At 39.3% G+C, this 17,660-nt stretch carries 18 protein-coding genes; 7 read left to right on the top strand and 11 right to left on the bottom strand.

Annotated features, from left to right (window positions below; genetic code table 11):
* Positions 1 to 238 precede the first annotated feature (238 nt).
* A complete protein-coding gene (locus AC0VYH_RS07910) occupies positions 239 to 913 on the top strand; it encodes a DNA alkylation repair protein (protein WP_475368805.1) in 675 nt (224 codons plus the stop codon).
* Positions 914 to 946: 33 nt separating this feature from the next.
* On the opposite strand, the gene AC0VYH_RS07905 is transcribed toward AC0VYH_RS07910, so the two are convergent.
* Positions 947 to 1,741, bottom strand: a complete 795-nt coding sequence (locus AC0VYH_RS07905) for a CAP domain-containing protein (RefSeq protein ID WP_475368804.1) — start codon at positions 1,739 to 1,741, stop codon at positions 947 to 949.
* 308 nt (positions 1,742 to 2,049) lie between these two features.
* Complete coding sequence (gene lepB, locus AC0VYH_RS07900; protein ID WP_404682535.1) at positions 2,050 to 2,604, bottom strand: signal peptidase I; 555 nt, start codon at positions 2,602 to 2,604, stop codon at positions 2,050 to 2,052.
* Positions 2,605 to 2,771: 167 nt separating this feature from the next.
* Between lepB and AC0VYH_RS07895 the strand changes: the two genes are divergently transcribed.
* Together AC0VYH_RS07895 and AC0VYH_RS07890 are read left to right on the top strand one after the other, a co-directional pair.
* Entirely contained in the window at positions 2,772 to 3,440 is a 669-nt protein-coding gene (locus AC0VYH_RS07895; protein WP_475368803.1) for a haloacid dehalogenase type II, read from the top strand.
* A 299-nt stretch (positions 3,441 to 3,739) separates the two neighbouring features.
* Positions 3,740 to 4,075, top strand: coding sequence for a hypothetical protein (locus AC0VYH_RS07890; protein WP_475368802.1), 336 nt, complete (start codon positions 3,740 to 3,742; stop codon positions 4,073 to 4,075).
* On the opposite strand, the gene AC0VYH_RS07885 is transcribed toward AC0VYH_RS07890, so the two are convergent.
* Both AC0VYH_RS07885 and AC0VYH_RS07880 read right to left on the bottom strand, forming a co-directional pair.
* Positions 4,070 to 4,903 carry an STAS domain-containing protein gene (locus AC0VYH_RS07885; RefSeq protein ID WP_475368801.1) on the bottom strand — a complete coding sequence of 278 codons (834 nt, stop codon included), beginning with the start codon at positions 4,901 to 4,903 and terminating at the stop codon, positions 4,070 to 4,072. The genes AC0VYH_RS07890 and AC0VYH_RS07885 overlap by 6 nt on opposite strands.
* A 163-nt stretch (positions 4,904 to 5,066) precedes the next feature.
* Positions 5,067 to 8,231 carry an efflux RND transporter permease subunit gene (locus AC0VYH_RS07880; protein ID WP_475367099.1) on the bottom strand — a complete coding sequence of 1,055 codons (3,165 nt, stop codon included), beginning with the start codon at positions 8,229 to 8,231 and terminating at the stop codon, positions 5,067 to 5,069.
* Positions 8,232 to 8,454: 223 nt separating this feature from the next.
* On the opposite strand from AC0VYH_RS07880, the gene AC0VYH_RS07875 reads away from it, so the two are divergent.
* On the top strand, positions 8,455 to 9,339 hold the full coding sequence (locus AC0VYH_RS07875; protein WP_194221049.1) for a TetR/AcrR family transcriptional regulator: 885 nt from the start codon (positions 8,455 to 8,457) through the stop codon (positions 9,337 to 9,339).
* Between the two features lie 398 nt (positions 9,340 to 9,737).
* Positions 9,738 to 10,220, top strand: coding sequence for a sigma-70 family RNA polymerase sigma factor (locus tag AC0VYH_RS07870; protein WP_475367098.1), 483 nt, complete (start codon positions 9,738 to 9,740; stop codon positions 10,218 to 10,220).
* 84 nt (positions 10,221 to 10,304) lie between these two features.
* On the opposite strand, the gene AC0VYH_RS07865 is transcribed toward AC0VYH_RS07870, so the two are convergent.
* Positions 10,305 to 10,547 carry a type B 50S ribosomal protein L31 gene (locus AC0VYH_RS07865; protein WP_048310190.1) on the bottom strand — a complete coding sequence of 81 codons (243 nt, stop codon included), beginning with the start codon at positions 10,545 to 10,547 and terminating at the stop codon, positions 10,305 to 10,307.
* Between the two features lie 337 nt (positions 10,548 to 10,884).
* On the opposite strand from AC0VYH_RS07865, the gene AC0VYH_RS07860 reads away from it, so the two are divergent.
* Positions 10,885 to 11,052 carry a hypothetical protein gene (locus AC0VYH_RS07860; RefSeq protein WP_194222344.1) on the top strand — a complete coding sequence of 56 codons (168 nt, stop codon included), beginning with the start codon at positions 10,885 to 10,887 and terminating at the stop codon, positions 11,050 to 11,052.
* On the opposite strand, the gene AC0VYH_RS07855 is transcribed toward AC0VYH_RS07860, so the two are convergent.
* The 3 genes from AC0VYH_RS07855 to AC0VYH_RS07845 all read right to left on the bottom strand — a co-directional run bounded on the left by AC0VYH_RS07855 (position 11,005) and on the right by AC0VYH_RS07845 (position 12,279).
* Positions 11,005 to 11,127: a Spo0E family sporulation regulatory protein-aspartic acid phosphatase gene (locus tag AC0VYH_RS07855; RefSeq protein WP_430242421.1), complete on the bottom strand. Its 123-nt coding sequence runs from the start codon at positions 11,125 to 11,127 to the stop codon at positions 11,005 to 11,007. The genes AC0VYH_RS07860 and AC0VYH_RS07855 overlap by 48 nt on opposite strands.
* Positions 11,128 to 11,384: 257 nt before the next feature.
* Positions 11,385 to 11,564, bottom strand: a complete 180-nt coding sequence (gene fbpA / locus AC0VYH_RS07850) for a Fur-regulated basic protein FbpA (protein WP_475367097.1) — start codon at positions 11,562 to 11,564, stop codon at positions 11,385 to 11,387.
* 16 nt (positions 11,565 to 11,580) lie between these two features.
* Entirely contained in the window at positions 11,581 to 12,279 is a 699-nt protein-coding gene (locus AC0VYH_RS07845) for a DUF421 domain-containing protein (RefSeq protein WP_475367096.1), read from the bottom strand.
* Between the two features lie 258 nt (positions 12,280 to 12,537).
* Between AC0VYH_RS07845 and recQ the strand changes: the two genes are divergently transcribed.
* Entirely contained in the window at positions 12,538 to 14,628 is a 2,091-nt protein-coding gene (gene recQ, locus AC0VYH_RS07840; protein ID WP_430242289.1) for a DNA helicase RecQ, read from the top strand.
* A 38-nt stretch (positions 14,629 to 14,666) separates the two neighbouring features.
* Here recQ and AC0VYH_RS07835 read toward each other — a convergent pair whose 3' ends face one another.
* From AC0VYH_RS07835 to AC0VYH_RS07825, 3 genes are read right to left on the bottom strand one after another with little or no spacing between them, the layout of a single operon-like run.
* Positions 14,667 to 15,854 (bottom strand): ABC transporter permease, encoded by a 1,188-nt coding sequence (locus AC0VYH_RS07835; protein ID WP_475367095.1) that lies wholly within the window; start codon positions 15,852 to 15,854, stop codon positions 14,667 to 14,669.
* Positions 15,851 to 16,543 carry an ABC transporter ATP-binding protein gene (locus AC0VYH_RS07830; RefSeq protein WP_430242295.1) on the bottom strand — a complete coding sequence of 231 codons (693 nt, stop codon included), beginning with the start codon at positions 16,541 to 16,543 and terminating at the stop codon, positions 15,851 to 15,853. Before AC0VYH_RS07830 ends, AC0VYH_RS07835 begins: the two co-directional genes overlap by 4 nt.
* Positions 16,540 to 17,658, bottom strand: a complete 1,119-nt coding sequence (locus AC0VYH_RS07825) for an efflux RND transporter periplasmic adaptor subunit (RefSeq protein WP_475367094.1) — start codon at positions 17,656 to 17,658, stop codon at positions 16,540 to 16,542. Before AC0VYH_RS07825 ends, AC0VYH_RS07830 begins: the two co-directional genes overlap by 4 nt.
* Between the last annotated feature and the right edge of the window lie 2 nt (positions 17,659 to 17,660).

Genomic DNA, 17,660 nt, shown 5'->3' with positions numbered 1-17,660 from the left:
TATACTTTAGTCATTCCAGAGAAGCTTTCTCCCAACCCGGAAAGCTTCTCTGGTTCCAACGTATAGTAAATTAATGCATCCCTTCCCTCCCCCGGGAAACCTCCTTATTTTAGTAAAGAAGAAGGCGCGTCAAAAGACGCGCCTTCTTCTATTTGCAGAAAAAACTTTATTAAAGTATATTATCATCATTCCAATAAAAACCAAATATTTTGTAAAATGTAGGAAGGAGGTAAGAAACATGTTAACTGTATCCATTATTCAAAAAGAGCTTGAACCGCTCCAAAATCCAGAGCAATCTAAAAAAATGGAAAAGTATATGCGAAATCAATTTCCTTTTCTCGGCATTAAGACACCAGAAAGAAGGAAAGCTGTTATTAATGCGCTTAAAATGCATGGAAAACCAGATCTCGATACCCTTAAAGAACTTCTTGAAAAGCTATGGGCATTACCAGAACGAGAGTATCAGAATGCCGCCCTCGATCTTCTTGACCGAGTCAAACGTTTTCCCAAAGACTATATCGATCTTATTGAGCAACTTATTATCACAAAATCCTGGTGGGATACTGTAGATGGACTTGCTGTCCATAGTGCAGGTATTTACTTTCAACAATATCCTGATCAAATTGCACCGATAATAGAGGAATGGGTGAACAGTCCAAACTTATGGCTAAACCGTAGTGCGCTTCTTTTTCAACTTTCTTATAAAGATTCCACAGATTTCGATCGACTCAAAAGATACATCCTACTACTCAAAGATTCAAATGAATTTTTCATCCAAAAAGCGATCGGCTGGTCGCTCAGAGAATATTCCAAAATAGATTCTGAAATCGTGAAAAACTTCTTAGAGAATTATACTTTACCCCCTCTTAGCAAACGTGAAGCTAGTAAGTTTATTAACAAGCAAAAAAAATAACCCATCTACTAGAGATGGGTTATCAATCTATTATTACTTACCAATAAACTGTTGTGTCCAAATATTTCCTTCTTCTACATAACCAACACCAATATGTGTGAAGCTACCGTTCATAATGTTCTTACGGTGTCCTTCACTGTTCATCCAAGCGTTCACAACTTCTTCTGGTGTTTGTTGTCCTTTAGCAATGTTTTCTCCAGCTGATTGATAATCTACGCCAAACTGGTTCATCATATCGAATGGTGAGCCATACGTTGGGCTATTGTGAGCAAAGTAGTTATTATCTCTCATATCTTCAGACTTTGCTTGTGCTACTTTACTAAGTTCAGTATCTACTTCAAGTGCAGGCAATCCAGCTTTTTCACGCTCTGCATTTGTAAGATTAACAACCTGTTGTTCAAATTCTGATAATCCTGTGTCTTCATTAGTTTCTTTAGCTGGTTCTGCCTGCTCTGTCTCTGGTGCAGGCGCTTCTTCTGGCTGTGCTTCAGAAGGTGTAGCTTCTTGAGCTTCGGCTTGTTCTTTAGCTGGCTCTTCAGAAGGAGTTTCAGATTTCTCAGCCTGCTCTTCTTGTGCTGGCTGTTCAGTATTACCTTGCTGTTGGAAAATCTGATCTAGATTAATAGAATCTTTAATAGAAATATTATATTGTTTTTCGAAACGATCCAGAATAGACTGCAACTCATTTATATTGTTGACCTGGAATGTTTGCGCATTAACTTCTGCTTTGACAGCGTGTTGGTCGCCTGTATTAGCAGAACTATTTGATGGGTTTGCTGCCAGCAGGGCTGCTGCCGCTGTGACACCTAGAATAATTGACTTTTTCAATGTGATTCCTCCCTGATTGGTGAAATTTCTTACACACTGAGAATATCATAAGATTGCTAGTCTAAAAGACCATAATAACTTCCTATGCTAGTAATTCATACCAGGTGATTTTTCGTATAAATCAAGTTAATTATTCATAATAACCCTTTTATATCAACGGTTATGAGCAGAATCTCTTAATATACTTGAAACTTTAAGTTTGGTAAAAAATCCATATATTAGGAGGCTACTTACTGTTAACGTTTCATTTCAACTGTTTCAAAAGCGTAACAAAAACAAGAAGAGCGATTACGCCCTTCTTGTTTACTTCAATTTGTTGACCTCACTTCTTTAAAGGGAAACCACACCACTTCTGCTTTTCCAACGACTTCTTCCAACTCAATTTTCCCAAGACCATTTCGGCTATCCATACTTCTCAAACGATTATCACCCATCACAAAAAGCTGACCTTCGGGTACTTCGATCGGACCAAAATCTTCGGTTAATCTCATTCCCATTGTTTCTGCATCAGCACGATTTCCGTCTAAGTAAGGTTCTTTAAGCTGTTTGTCGTTTACATAAAGGTTATCCTGACTCATTTCGATAATGTCTCCAGGTAATCCAATTACTCGTTTCACATAATGCTTCTCTGCATCTTCATCCTTAATAATAATAATGTCTCCTCTTGCTGGCTCTTCCTGCACATAGGAGATGAATTTGTTAACGAGCAGACGATCTCCATCATGTAGGGTTGGATCCATTGAAGCTCCTTCTACAATGTATGGAGCGATGATAAACATTTTAATCACAAATGCCAGGATAATAGCAAAAAGGAGAGGTGCACCCCAATCTTTTAGCCAATTTGCTTCTATTTCTGTTTTCATTTCGCCCTCCAGCATTCAATCAAGATTCTATATTAAGTCTAGCATAATTTTCCTATAAAGTTCCATATGAATACCACTGTCTTTCAGCCTATTTTGAGCAAAAAGTTTTATCTTCCCTTCTTTTTGTGGAACACTTAATCAAGTTACATCCTTAAAGGAGGATTCTTATGAAAAATATAAAGGCTTTCGTATTTGATGCATATGGTACGTTGTTTGATGTTTATTCAGTATCTAAAAAGTGTGAAGAGCTGTTTCCTAGTAAAGGAGATCAAATTAGTCAAAGTTGGAGAAAAAAACAGCTTGAATATAGCTATCTCAGACAAATGATGGGAAACTACCGACCTTTTTCGGAGGTTACTCGAGATGCCCTTCGCTATGCTGTAGAAGAAGCAGAGACAGAATTAAGTCATGAGAATGAGGAAATTCTTCTCGAAGCTTATCAGCAACTAGATGTGTATGAAGAGGTTCCAAAGGTACTTCAAGAATTAAAAGCACAAGGTATGACGCTTGCTATTTTTTCAAATGGTTCACACGATATGCTCGATCCGCTCGTAAAGCAATCTCCTCTATCTGAACACCTGGATTACATTATAAGCGCAGATGACATTAAACAATTCAAACCATCACCTGCTGCTTATACTCATGCACTTGACTTCCTTGAGCTTAAGCGAGAAGAAGTTCTGTTCATGTCTTCAAATGGATGGGATATATCTGGTGCCAAGAACTTCGGTTTTCATACAGCCTGGATTAATCGTAACGAAAACCCTGTTGAAAAGCTAAACCTTCAACCAGATAGTATCTACCATGAATTAAGTGGTATAGCGAACTGGTCGTAGCACTTCATTCGAGATCATATGGATTTCTTCACGTTTCGCCCCTTGCCTTAAAATAAAAGAATTAAATATACTTCCGAAAACCTGAACGAAAGTTCAGGTTTTCGTATTGATATTGTTATCCATGCTTGTATCAGAGATTACAAGAGCGTTCTTCAACACGAACAATACTTTAGACCCACTGCCAAATCACCCATTCACCAAAATAGGCCCATTGACCAGCACAATGCTTAGCCGTATAATCTACACATCAAAGCGTTCATTTACTAAAATTTGAGAGAAAGAAGCCAGGTGCTTGGACTATGATTAATGTAAATTATTCAATTCAGAAGGAAATCATTCGCTATCAGGAACAGCTACGATTATTTCGTATTTCACTTAAAAAACTGCCGGCTAGTACGCCGGCAGAGCATGCGACTCGAGACTTGTGTAGAGAAATAGCCTTTAAACTAGCTTCAACGGAAGATCTTGTAAGCAGTATTTTTAAGTCGAGAAAATTACCTTATCGCGAGCTTTCAAAGCAATTTTTTTATAACATTAGCATCCTTAAGCGTAATAGCAAATACATCATAGCTCTCTTTTTGTTGAAGCATGGCAATTATCAATTGCTTAATGATCACCTCACCTGCATGCTATAGAATAGCACTCAAAGCTTGATGCAGGTGAGCATAAGTATGCACATTATTAAAATCAATTCCAAGCTGAACAGCTGTTTGCGCAATTTCAGGCCGAATACCCGTTAAAATCGATTCAATACCTGAGAGTTCAAGCATGTTGATGAGCTGAAAGATCTCATTTGCTACCATCGTATCCATAATTGGTACACCTGATAAATCGATCACAAGATAAGATAGCTGTAGATCAGCACTACGTTCAATCCCTTTGCGCTGAATAAGAGATGCACGGTATGTGTCAATCGTTCCAATCAGAGGGAGAACGCCAATTTCTTTTGAAATCGGAATGATTGGCACGCTTAGTTCGGTAATCTTCGTTTGCTGAGCTGCAATCTGTTCTTCATTTAATTGATTGGTATAGACAGTCACCTTATGAAGAAGCAAATCAAACGACTTGTTCATGTAACTACCCCACTCAGCTAATCGACTTGCTTCAATCAGCTGATCTTCTTGTGCACTAAACTCTACCATCACGTCCCAAAGAATTTGTCTGAGATAGGTTAAGCTTGCCACTGACTGCTGTAGAGAAAAGGTGTGATTCGAAAAAATCCCTACCATTCTTTCAGCCCACCCTAGAACATCCCTGCTATTTGATTCAAGAAAAATCATTTGTTTTACAAAATCCGAACAGAATAACTGAATTTCGTTTTTTAATTCCGGTAATTTAAGAACTGCCGTATCGGTTGCTTCTCTCTCATCAACCAAAAGTTGTAGGCGCTTCGTCCATTTGTCTCCGATCTCTTCTAGACGCTCATGAAAATATTCGACATACATTACTTCCACTTTTTCCATTGTTATGTCTCTCCTATTTACTCATTAATAGTTCATTGTTTCCCGAAAATACCATTTTGTACACATCTGACAAATTATTTAGTAAAACAGTGCGATTCGTATGTTTATTTACCCATTCAAAGCACAAAAAATGGAGGCCCCACCGGCCTCCATCTTTTATTCTCTATTCGCTTTTGGGTTTCCTTCTAAACTTCATGAAGAATTCGTACACAACAGGCACAATAATTAGCGTAAGAAGAGTTGAACTTGTTAAACCACCAATAACAGTGACCCCAAGTCCTTTAGAGATGAGCGCTCCGCCTTCTAAACCGAATGCAAGTGGTGCTAATGCGCCAATTGTCGCAAGTGCAGTCATTAGAATCGGTCGAAGTCGCGTACCACCAGCTTCAAGTAGCGCTTCCCTTGTTGTATATCCTTCTTTTTCCTTATGAATCACGCGGTCAATCAGTACAATCGCATTTGTTACAACAATACCGATTAACATGAGCATTCCAATTAGGGAAGAAATACTAATTGTTTCTCCAGCAATCAATAGTCCGACTAGTCCACCAATCACGGTAAACGGAAGTGAGAACAAGATCGCAAGTGGTGCAAGACCACCTCCGAAGGTAATAACAAGAACCAGGTACACAATCGCAATAGCAGCAAGCATTGCTAAACCGAGCTGAGTAAAGGACTCATTAATATCCTGAGTTACTCCGCCGAGACTTACTTCTGAAGAGTCCGGTAAGTCCATGTTATCAATGGCTTCTTGCACATCTGCAGAAACTTGACCAACATTGTCATCAAGTACTTCCGCTGTCACGTTAGCATACACTTTGCCATCGCGACGAGTGATTGTGTTAGAAGACTCCCCTTCTTCAATCGTTGAAATCTCACTTAGAGGTACATCCATACCAAGTGGTGACGTAATCGTTGTACCTTCTAAATCTTCTTGATCTTTATATGTCTTCTCACTCACTTCAAGAACGACATTTATTTCTTCTCCATCTTTTTCAATAGTTGTAAGAACTGGTGCTTCCCCTGTGTTTCGAAGCTCCATTCCTATTTGACCAGCTGATAGCCCTAGCTCACTTAGTTTTTCTTGATTTGCTACAATCGTAAACTGATCGTAGGATTCAGAAATACTAGAACTAATATTTGTTAGATCTTTTTCTTTCTCTAGAACGGCCGTTACATCTTCAACAACTGGACCAAGGTCATCCATTGTTTCTCCATTCACAACTAATGTGATCTGGTTACTTCCACCAGAAGCAGAGATGTCCTGATAGCCCCATTCACCTTTTTCAGTCATTTGTTTCAAATCTTCAAGAACGTTTTTGCGTTCTTCTTCAAATCCTTCTGCTTCTTCATCATAACTTACGAAGAAGAGAACCTGGTTACTTGCACCTGGATTCATTGGATTTTCTCCACCAACTGAGAACTGAATTGTATCAACATCTTCCTTATCAAGGAAATAATCTTCCGCTTCAAGAGCGAGATCATTGATATTCTCAGTCGTTTCACCAGGCTCTGGATTATAGGTCGCTACAATCATTTTCTCTTGATCGGAAGGTAAGAAGCTTACGCCAACAATCGGTGCGAGGAAAAGACTTCCTACTAATACAAGTAGACTTGCTCCAAATGTAATCAGCTTATGATTGAGTACCCAATTCAGCATCTTCTTATAACCGTTCGCAAGACGACTATTGCCTTCTTCTTTATGAGAAGGTTTTCCTTCTTTTTTCACAAGCCCTTTTTTAAAGAGAGAGTGAGCCATCGCTGGCACAATGGTAATCGCAACAAGCAATGATGCTAGTAGAGCGAATACCATCGTTAGTGCAAACGGTAAGAATAGTTCACCTACTGGCCCCTGTACTAGGCCAAGTGGTAGAAATACGGCAATGGTTACAATGGTAGAAGACATGATTGGAACGAACATTTCCTTCGTAGCTTCTGTAATGAGTTCTTTCCCTCGTAGCTTCTCGCCTTCAATGGCCATACGTCGATAGATATTCTCTATGACAACAATGGAATCATCGACAACACGACCGATCGCAACCGTCATCGCACCAAGCGTCATAATGTTCAGTGTAATATCTAATTGATTTAAAACTAACAATGCGATTAACAAACTCAGCGGTATTGAAATAACTGAGATTAAAGTTGAGCGAATGTTACGCAAGAACAATAGGATGATTAGTACTGCGAAAATCGCTCCAATAATCGCTTTATTCAACATTGTACTAACAGATTCTTCGATAGGTTCTCCTTGGTCGAATATCGTCACAATACTAATGTCGCTATTCGAATCCTCAAGTGATGCAATTTTATCTTTCACACCATTTACAACATCAACAGTGTTAGCATCTGCGCTCTTTGTAACTTGGATACCAATCGATTCTTGACCGTTCGTACGTGAAATTGATTCCGCTTCCCCAACTAATTCAATGTCTGCAATGTCCTGAAGCTGAACGGTTGGAACTTTCGGTGGTGCTTGAGCTTCGCTAGCTCCTTCAGCAGAAGCGGACGGGGCTTGTGCACCATCAGTTGATGAAGGTGCTTGAGGAGCTGAGCCTGCTTGAGCTCCCTGACCCTGCTGTGATGGAATGACTGGAATTTCAAGTTCTTTTAAATCTTCTAATGACGATACATTACCGTCTACAACAACGGCTTTTTGATTATCGTCAAAGTTATATAGCCCAAGAGGAATGTTAACAGCAGAACCTTTAATGAGATTCTTAACAGTCTCTTCGTCTAAACCGTACTCTTCCATTTTCTCATCTTTAAATGAGAAGGATACTTCTTCGACTTCCTGCCCAGCAATCGATACAGAAGAAACGCCTTCCACGCCTTCAACAGCTGGAAGTACATCATCTTCTACACGCTGGGTTAATTCTGTAAGTGAACGATCTTTCTCTGAAACGCTTAGTGACATGACTGGGAAAGCATTAAAACTTAGTCGTGACACGTCTGGGTCTTGCGTTTCTTCAGGTAATGAAAGTGACTGAATGGTTTCCCTTACTTCATCTTCAGCTTCATCCATGTTTTTACTGAAATTATATTCAATTTGCACATTCGAAGCATTTTCAAATGAAGATGAACTAACGACCTTCACTCCTGGGAGACTTTCCACTTTGTTTTCAATTGGTTCTGATACTTTATCAGACACTTCTTCTGGTGTTGCACCAGGATACACTGTCGTCACGGACACGAGCGGGGTATTAATATTTGGAATAGTCTCCATCTTCATATTAAACCCTGAGTATAATCCGGCAGCGGTTATGATAATCGTTAATAACCAAACTGCAAACTTATTATTTAATGAAAATTGAATCAGCTTTCTCAAGCAGCTTCCACTCCTTTTTTCTACTTCTGCTATGACTGACCGGTCATTACACAATAACTATACTTAATTAAACGTTATAATTCAAGTTATTTTGTTTACAAATCACTGTAAAATATACGTAAAAAATGAGATTAGGAAAAAAATCTTGAACATGATATAATAGATGTGACCAATCGGTCATCAAAACCCGGTCAGTAAAATTACTGGCGAACAGAGGTGTAAGATGAATGAAAAAAAGAAAGTAATCCTTGAAACGGCGATGCAGCTTTTTGCCAAAAAAGGATTCCATTCCACGTCTATACAGGAAATCGCTAATGAAAGTGGAATTTCTAAAGGAGCCGTCTATCTCCACTTCCAATCTAAAGATGATGTGCTTTATTCCATTTTCGCTTATTATTATGAGAAATTAAAAAAGAAAATATCAGAAGCGAAATTAGATTCCTTCACCCCTGAAGAACGGCTTGAGAAGCTGCTTTACGTTCAGGCACAAGAAATTTTGCATCATAAAGAGTTTATTATTATGCAATTCAGGGAACAAGCTATTTCGATGAACAAAGAAATAGACGATTTAATTCTTAAGATAAGAATGGAGTCCCTTGAAACGTTAGCGAGTAGCATTCAAGACTTATATGGCGATCGGATTACTCCGATTCTCCCGGACTGTGTTTTGCTCCTAGATGGTATGTACTCCTCCTATATTAAGCTAATTGTCTTACAGAATGCTGACTTAGACCTGGAGTATCTTCCACGCTTTATATTAAGTCGCTTGAATGACATGGTAAGCGGTATGTTAGAAAATAACACTGCCCCCTTCCTCTCATTGGATCATGCCTCTGCAATCTTCCAGAACATGAGTCATTCAGATGGGTGCGAGCGAAAATCCCCTTCTCATATATTGAATGAAATGGCTACGTTGATTAATCGAATGAACATTCAAGAAAACCAGCGTAAAGAGCTGCTTGAAACCATTCAATTTCTGAAGAAGGAAGTAAGTGATCCAAACCCGCGTCGCTTTATCTTTAAAGGAATGCTACATCAGTTTGAAGGATTCTCCGAACTTGACTTATATAAGACTGCACTTATTGACGCACTGGAACTCGATCAGTAATCCCAAATTAGTGGAGGTGGAAGATTGTGAAAGAGCCGCTCCTAACAAAAGAAGAGTTAAGACGTATTGTCCGCGAACTTCAATTAAAAGGCATTAACGCCCAGCTTTGCTATCGAAAAGCATAAGTCCTCTCCTCCGAAAACGATCTAATCTTAGATCGTTTTTTTATGTTTCTTTAAGATTTTGGTATACCGAATATGAAAAAGGAAAGATTCCCTGTTAGGTAATTATGAGTATAGCTGTACTCCCCATTCTCACAAGCATGACGTGATGTACATACCGATTCTCCTAGACAAAACTCTAAGTTTGCTCATATGACTCTTCTCTCTTATTCACGTATCGTCTGATTTACCGGCGGAATAAAAGTAAGGTGCACCTGATTTCAGGAGAAAATTTCATTGGAAGATAGCGTATTTGAAGATTTGGTTGAACAATACATGCCACTCATCAAAAGTCAGATTAAAAAGCTTCATCTTACAAACCATTATATGAGATATGAACAGGTAGGCATGATCGCCCTATGGGAATGTGCTGAAAGCTATCAACATGGGAAAGGAAGTTTTTCATCTTACGCCTACATGAAAGTCCGTGGAAAGCTAATTGATGAATGTCGCCAAGAAATACGATTGTCTAAACAGCTCGCTCTTCACTCAGATTGGAGTGAATATGAAGAAAGGCTACCAGTTCATCAACAAACTCTATTACCTGAACTAGACTTAAGTAATCTTACAGAAAAGCAGAGTAAATGGGTGAACATGGTCGTTTTGGGCGGGGAATCCCTTAAGACATTAGCTGGGGTTGAAGGAGTGAGCATTGAAGCAGTGAAATCCTGGAGAAAAAGCGCATTATCAAAGTTACGAAAACAGCTTTTATCGTTTTGAAAGTTTTATAAATGCTCCGATCACTTTCATCGTATATTTTTAGTCAAAAAAAGAAAACACTCCTCAGAGTGTTTTCTACTTTTATTAGCGGTTGTATTTCTTTTTGAACTTTTCAACACGACCACCAGCATCGTTAAAGCGCTGCTGACCAGTGTAGAATGGGTGAGATTCAGAACTAATATCAACTTTGATTAGTGGATATTCGCTACCGTCTTCCCACTCAATCGTTTCGTTAGATCCCATAGTAGAACCAGTTAGAAACTTAAAACCAGTACTAACGTCTAAAAATACAACTTGCTGGTATTTTGGATGGATTCCTTCCTTCATTGCTAGACCTCCTTTATCAATCAAATCATCATTTACGTTAAATGAATGTTATAGAAATAAACAGAGGTTTGGGGCCACATATTAATGGGCACCAAAACCCGTCCTTTCTAGTATATAATTTTTGAGCCATTTGTTCAAACATTGTATGAAATTTTTTTAAGAAAATTAAAGAACATTATGTAGGTCATACAAGCCATATAGTACAAAAGACTTAATTTAACAGAAAATAATGAATTTTATAAGAACATTTGAACGATTTTAAGTAAAAAGGATTGACGATTTAGCATCTAATTTGTCATGATTGGTGTATAAACTGAATCTCGAGGAGGATGTTGAAATGAACGATGCAGTTCGTGAGGAGATTATACTAATTCAACAAATTCGTGATTGTATTCGTGAGTTCCAAAACGATTATCCACCAGTCGTTAAGGAAGCCATTTTTCACTCGATCCAAAGGTTAACTTCTAAGTTGGTTGACGGAGGCCAAACGTTGATACGAAGTTAGTAAATCATCCAACTCCTGACTACACTGTAAAGTTTCTTTATGTGAAATTCCTTTAGATGTACCAATCTCAATCATTTCCTCTTGCTTACGCTTTATCCAGTGAAGCAATTCTTCTTTTGCGTCCTGTTTAACATATAACAAAGTTCGTCACCCCTCCTATCGGTTTAAGTACAAGCTCTATTATCCAAATTATTTTATGACTTGTGAAGGCTTTCGCCAAAACTAGACAAAATGACTCTATTTCTTTATTAAAATGTTCTTTACACTATTCGAACAAATTCTTATTATAAGACCATTCATTCATAAAAATAACAGCTTCTAAATAGAAGCTGTTACGAACTAACCTTTGTAGTTAATCGTTGTAATTTATCTCTCGTTATAGAAAGATAGTAGTAGTACAATTCTGTTTGGGAGCACTCGTATAATTGCTTGTGCTTCACTTTATATATTCCACGATCTAGAAGAAGCACGATAAGCTCTTCTTTTGATCGGAACGATCCTTCTTTTTCCATAACATCCTCCATTGTGCTATTCAACTTCCGAAATACCATCTTCATAGTAATCAAGCGTTAGCTTTCCATCAGAGTGAAGCTGCGCAAGAAAAACATCTTCTACTACCACCTGCTTGTCTATTAGGTAGCTTCTCAGCCACTCTTCGCTCTTCCCTACTTCAATGAGCATTCCTTTAATGATTTCTCCATCCATAATTACGGTTTTAGGCTCTTTCTCTTCGGGAAGATGAAGCCACAGTTCTGATGGTCGTATCATCCGATAATCTCGCTTTAGTAAAACGCTGAGCTCTCCATCCGCTTCAAATAGTGCAAACTCTACCTCATTTACAGAAAAGACGCTTTTTTTGCGGAGCATTTCTAGCAGTTCATCAATTGTAAAACGCTCTTTCTTTAAGTTGTCCTCAAGGATCTTGCCATCTTTTATAAAAATTCGTGCTTTTCCTTCCACGAAATCTCTTACTTTTTTATTTTTCATCGATAAATAGCTGAGTAACACAGAAACAAGCGTCCATATTAACAGACTCGTTATACCGTGAATAACGCTTACCTCGATGTCCATTGATAAACTACCGGCAATGTCACCAATAATGATGCCAACAATATATTCAAAATAGGAAAGTTTAGATAATTGCTTTTTCCCTAGAAGCTTTGTGATGAAAAATAGTCCGATAAGAATAAACAAAGATCTTAGTATAACTTCAAACCAGTCCACCATACTCATGTTCCCCTTTGATTACGCTTAAAAACCACTTTTTATTTGCACATTCTACCATTTTGCCCATTTCCTAAACATTTATCCTATATTAATACTGAAAGAATGATTAATGACTGCTTTTAGTAATCTTGTTCGTTAACCTTTGCAGTGATCATTTCCATTTTTAAAGAATCACGGAGGTTGTCTATACACAATTCAACGGGTACGGTAAGATGAGAAAAGCAAACGAACTTCTGACGAACCAGAAAGGAAGATACGATGCTCCAACAAGCACGAGAACAACTTAAACATCATTTTGGGTATGATCAATTTCGAGGTGGACAGGAACAGATCATTTCAAGTGTTCTATCTAACTATAATACGCTTGGCATTATGCCTACTGGTGGAGGTAAATCAATTTGTTACCAAATTCCTGCTCTTCTATCAGATGGATTAACGATCGTCATTTCACCGCTAATTTCACTAATGAAAGATCAGGTTGATGCGCTTGCCGGATACGGTATAGAAGCTGCCTATATTAATAGCTCACTTACAGAGACTGAAATTAGAGACCGTATGGCTGAAGCTGAAAGTGGAGAAATAAAGTTACTGTACGTCGCTCCAGAACGCTTAGAAGCACCAACGTTTCAGCGGTTGCTTAAGCGGACTAAGATTTCGCTAATTGCCGTCGATGAGGCCCATTGTATTTCCCAGTGGGGGCATGATTTCAGACCTAGTTATATGAAGATTAGCCAGATGCTTCATCACTTTGAAGTGCAGCCTCCCGTCGTTGCTTTAACAGCTACGGCAACACCTGAAGTTATTCAGGATATTCAGCGAATCTTAAACATAACCCCAGAGCAAACCTTTATCTCCGGATTTGCCAGGGAAAACTTGCACTTCTCTGTTATTAAAGGAGAGAAGAAAAAATCATTTATCGATAAATACCTTAGCCAAAACGCTTCTGAATCCGGTATTATCTATACCGCCACTAGAAAGGAAGCAGATCAGCTTTACGCTTCCTTACACAAACAGGGCATCAAAGTTGGCAAGTACCACGCTGGTATGACAGAAAAGCAGCGCAAAACAGCGCAAGAGGAATTTCTATTCGATAACATTTCCGTTATGGTCGCAACTAATGCTTTTGGGATGGGGATTGATAAATCGAATGTTCGGTTTGTGATTCATCACAACCTTCCAAAGAACATGGAATCTTACTACCAGGAAGCAGGGCGAGCTGGGCGTGATGGAGAAGAAAGTGATTGCTTTGTTCTCTTTTCTCCTGGTGATATTCATGTGCAGAAGTTTCTCATTGATCAGAACCAACATGAACCTGAACGTAAATCCGCTGATCTCGCCAAATTAAAAGCGATGGTAGATTATTGTCATACTGAAAAATGCCTCCAAGGAACCATTCTTCACTATTTTGGAGATGAGCGGCCAGGCTATCAATGTGGTAAATGTAGCAATTGTGTTGATGACAGAGAAGCGGTTGACATTACCCGTGAAGCCCAAATGATTTTTTCAACGATTAAACGAGTGAATGAACGATTTGGGAAAACAATCATTGCACAGGTTCTGAAAGGATCAAAATCAAAACGCTTGAACGAACTTCGACTCGACAGCGTTTCAACTTTTGGTTTATTAAAACATCTCACTCAGCAGGATATTGTGGATATGATTGATTTTCTAACAGCCGAACAATATATTCTTTTAACTGATAGTAAGTACCCCACCCTCGTTCTACAGGAGAAAACATTACCTGTGTTAAAAGGCCAGGAAAACATTTATAAGAAAGTAGCTCGTAAACCAGTAGCGATTGAAGAGGATGATCAGCTCTTTACTCAGCTGCGGACGCTACGAAAGCAAATTGCCGACCGTGACAACGTGCCACCATACGTAGTGTTTGCCGATAGTACCTTGCGAGAAATGAGCGCCAAAATCCCTTCCACACGTGAAGAAATGCTTGAGATCAAGGGCGTCGGGGATATGAAGTTTGATAAATATGGCGAAGTCTTTCTAGAGCTACTCTCATCGGCAAAATCAGCGAAACCTACGTCTTCAGAGGATGCGAGTCATAAAGCCTCATTAAAATTATTTGATGAAGGTAAAGACATTCCAAACATCTCAGCAGCGCGTTCGTTAAGTCCAACCACCGTCGAGAGTCATCTACTAAAGGCAATGGAAGAAGGTTTACTTGAAGATACAAGCCGTCTCATCGATCAGGAAACAGAGCATCAGATTCTTGAGAAAGCGGCAGATGTAGGGTTTGATAAACTAAAGCCAATTAAAGAAGCACTACCCGAATCGTTTACTTACTTTCAAATTAAGGTCGCTTTAACAAAACATCGTCAAACTTCGAATAGTTAACGCAAAAAAGAGGATGAGCCGGCTCATCCTCTTTCTTATTATTCATAACGAAGGGAATCAATTGGGTCTAATCTTGAGGCTTTGTTCGCTGGTAATAAACCAAATACAATCCCAATAAACATGGAAAAGACGACGGCTCCTAAAACGACCTGCCATGAGATTAACGATGGCCAGTCTGCAAAAAAGGAGACAAGATAAGCTGTACCAGATCCTAGCAATATACCAATGATTCCTCCAATTAACGTTAAAATAATGGATTCGACGAGGAACTGAAGCAAGATTTGTTGCCTTGTCGCTCCTAAAGACTTGCGAATTCCAATCTCACGCGTTCGCTCCGTTACAGAAACGAGCATAATGTTCATCACACCAATGCCACCTACAAGAAGCGAAATTCCAGCAATACTTCCAATTATGGTTGTCATAATGGTCGTTACCTGCCCAATTCCTTGCGCAATTTCTTCCATATTAATAACTTGATAAGAATCATCTGTATCGTGTAGCTGATTTAATAATAACGTTGCACGGTCTCCAATCGGTTGAATATCATCAGCGTTCTCGACTTGAAGTGTCACCTGACTGTAGTTACTCGTTCCGAGCATATTTCGCATTGCCGTCCAAGGAATGTACGTTTCTACTGAACCGAACGCAAAAAGCCCTGTTGGTTTCTCAAGCACCCCAATCACTTCAACAGGCTGAACACCAATTCGAATGATTTTTCCAATTGGTGATTTACCTTCGAATAATTCTTCCTGCATCGCTGCACTTACAACGGCTACTCTTCGACCACCGAGAAAATCAGCACTTGTAAAAGAACGTCCTTCTTCTACTTTTAGTTGGTTCACATCTAAATAAGCTTCATTGATACCTGTAATTGAAGTTTCGGCTTCTTCTTCTCGAAGTCGAGCGGTAGAAAATTCAGAGGAAGAGGCCACAACATTCGAGACCTTTTCCACTCCCTCTAACTGACGGATATCCTCCTGTGTAAAGGGATTATCTTCCCATTTCCCCTGCTGCATTTCTTCTTCAGAAGGCTGGTAAAATACTTCAATCGTGTTTCCATCACCGGCTATTTGAGACTTAAGCATCGCCTCTCCGCCCTGCCCAATAGCAACAACGACAATCACGGCAGCAACTCCGATGATAATGCCAAGCATCGTTAAGATGGAACGCATCTTATGGGCTTTGACTGACGTCAAAGCCATTTTGATATTTTCCCAAAGACTCACGTTGTATGCCCCCTGTTCGCAAGAGGATTCTGCCCTAGCAAACCGTCCCGCACGTAGATCACACGGTTTGCATACTCGGCTACTTCTGGTTCATGTGTGACGACAACAATCGTCGTTCCTTCTTTATTAAGCTGAACGAACAAATCCATGATCGCAACGCTAGTAGTCGTATCAAGGGCTCCTGTAGGCTCATCAGCAAGAATAAGAGACGGATCATTCACAAGTGCTCTTGCAATAGCGACACGCTGTTTCTGGCCGCCTGAGAGTTCATTTGGAAGGTGTTCGACTCGATCCTGTAGTCCGACCTTCGTCAAAGCATCTCTAGCGCGCTCTTCTCGTTCTTTTTTCGAAGCACCAGCATAAACCATAGGAAGTTCCACATTTTTGAGCGCTGTTAGTCTTGGTAATAATTGAAACTGTTGAAACACGAAACCAATGGATTGATTTCGAACTTTCGCTAGCTCCTGATCTTTATGTTTCGACACATCTTCTTCATTTAAGAAATAAGATCCAGTTGTTGGGCGATCAAGGCAACCAATTATATTCATTAAGGTTGATTTACCTGATCCAGACGGGCCCATAATGGCAACAAATTCACCACTATTAATTTCCAAACTAATTCCTCTAAGAACATTGACCGATTCCTTACCAAGGGTATAGCTTTTTGTAATCTCATCAAGTTGGATCATTTTACGGTCACTTCCATATTGTCTTTAAGCTTATCCGGCGGATTGATGATAACTTGTTCTTCCGTCGAGATCCCTTTCGTAATTTCAATCCGCTTCGTTGTAGAAGAACCTGTTTCAATTTCGCGTTTCACAGCTTTGCCTTTCTCCACAATAAAGACAAATGATTCTTCCCCATCTTGCTGAACCGCTTCAAATGGAAGTGTTAATGCTTCATGCGATTCCGTTTCAATTTCAAGAATCATCTGGAACCCTGGGTTTAAATTCAACTCTTCTGGCTTCTTTAATGTAACCGTAACCGGATATTGAACAGCAGAAGCGTTTGATTCAGCACCCGATGCTTCCGGTAAATAGCCTACATCCATTACTTCCGCTTCCCATTTTTCGTCAGGTAGCACATCTGTTGTAATCGTAACTTTTTGACCTGATTCAATGTTCAACGTATCGTATTCAGAAAGCGTTCCTTCGACGATAAGGTTTTCCATGCTTCCAATTCGCAAAAGAGGCTTTTCCATTTGAGTCGACTGCGGTGCGTTTGCATCATTGGCTTCTAACACAACACCGCTAATGTCACTTGTTACTTCAAGTTCGCTTATTTTCTGCTTCAAACGATCTTGCTGCAATAATGCCTGACGTAAGTCAAGATTCGCCATCCGCTTATCCATTTTCACTTGATCAAGCTCTGCTTCCATCGTTTCTGCTGCTTCTTCTCCAGCTTTATCAGCTAAGTCGCTTTTTTTCTCGTTTAAACGCTTTTCTTGTTTATCAAGTGAATTGATTCGTAGATATAGCGACTCGATGTTAATATCGTTCTGCTCTTTCTCCATTTCTAAATCCTGATTCTCGTATGTAAGTACTGAATCTCCTTTTTTTACGGAGTCTCCTTCTTTAACAAGAACCTCCTTCACTTCACCCTTAGCAGGATCCTGATAAAGGGTGCTTTCATCAGCCATTGCTAACGTTCCAGGAGTCATAACTGTGGAATTTATTTCTTCCTTTATAGCTTTTTCAGCTTCAACAGTAGCCGTGCTATCCGCATAAGTCCGATAAATGTTCACACCTACTACAATAACAATGACTAAAACAACAGCGATTGCAATCCAAATCTTCTTTTTCATTG

Source organism: Anaerobacillus sp. QJM3NY_32 (assembly GCF_056173645.1).
This window is presented reverse-complemented; position numbering and strand designations above follow the sequence as displayed.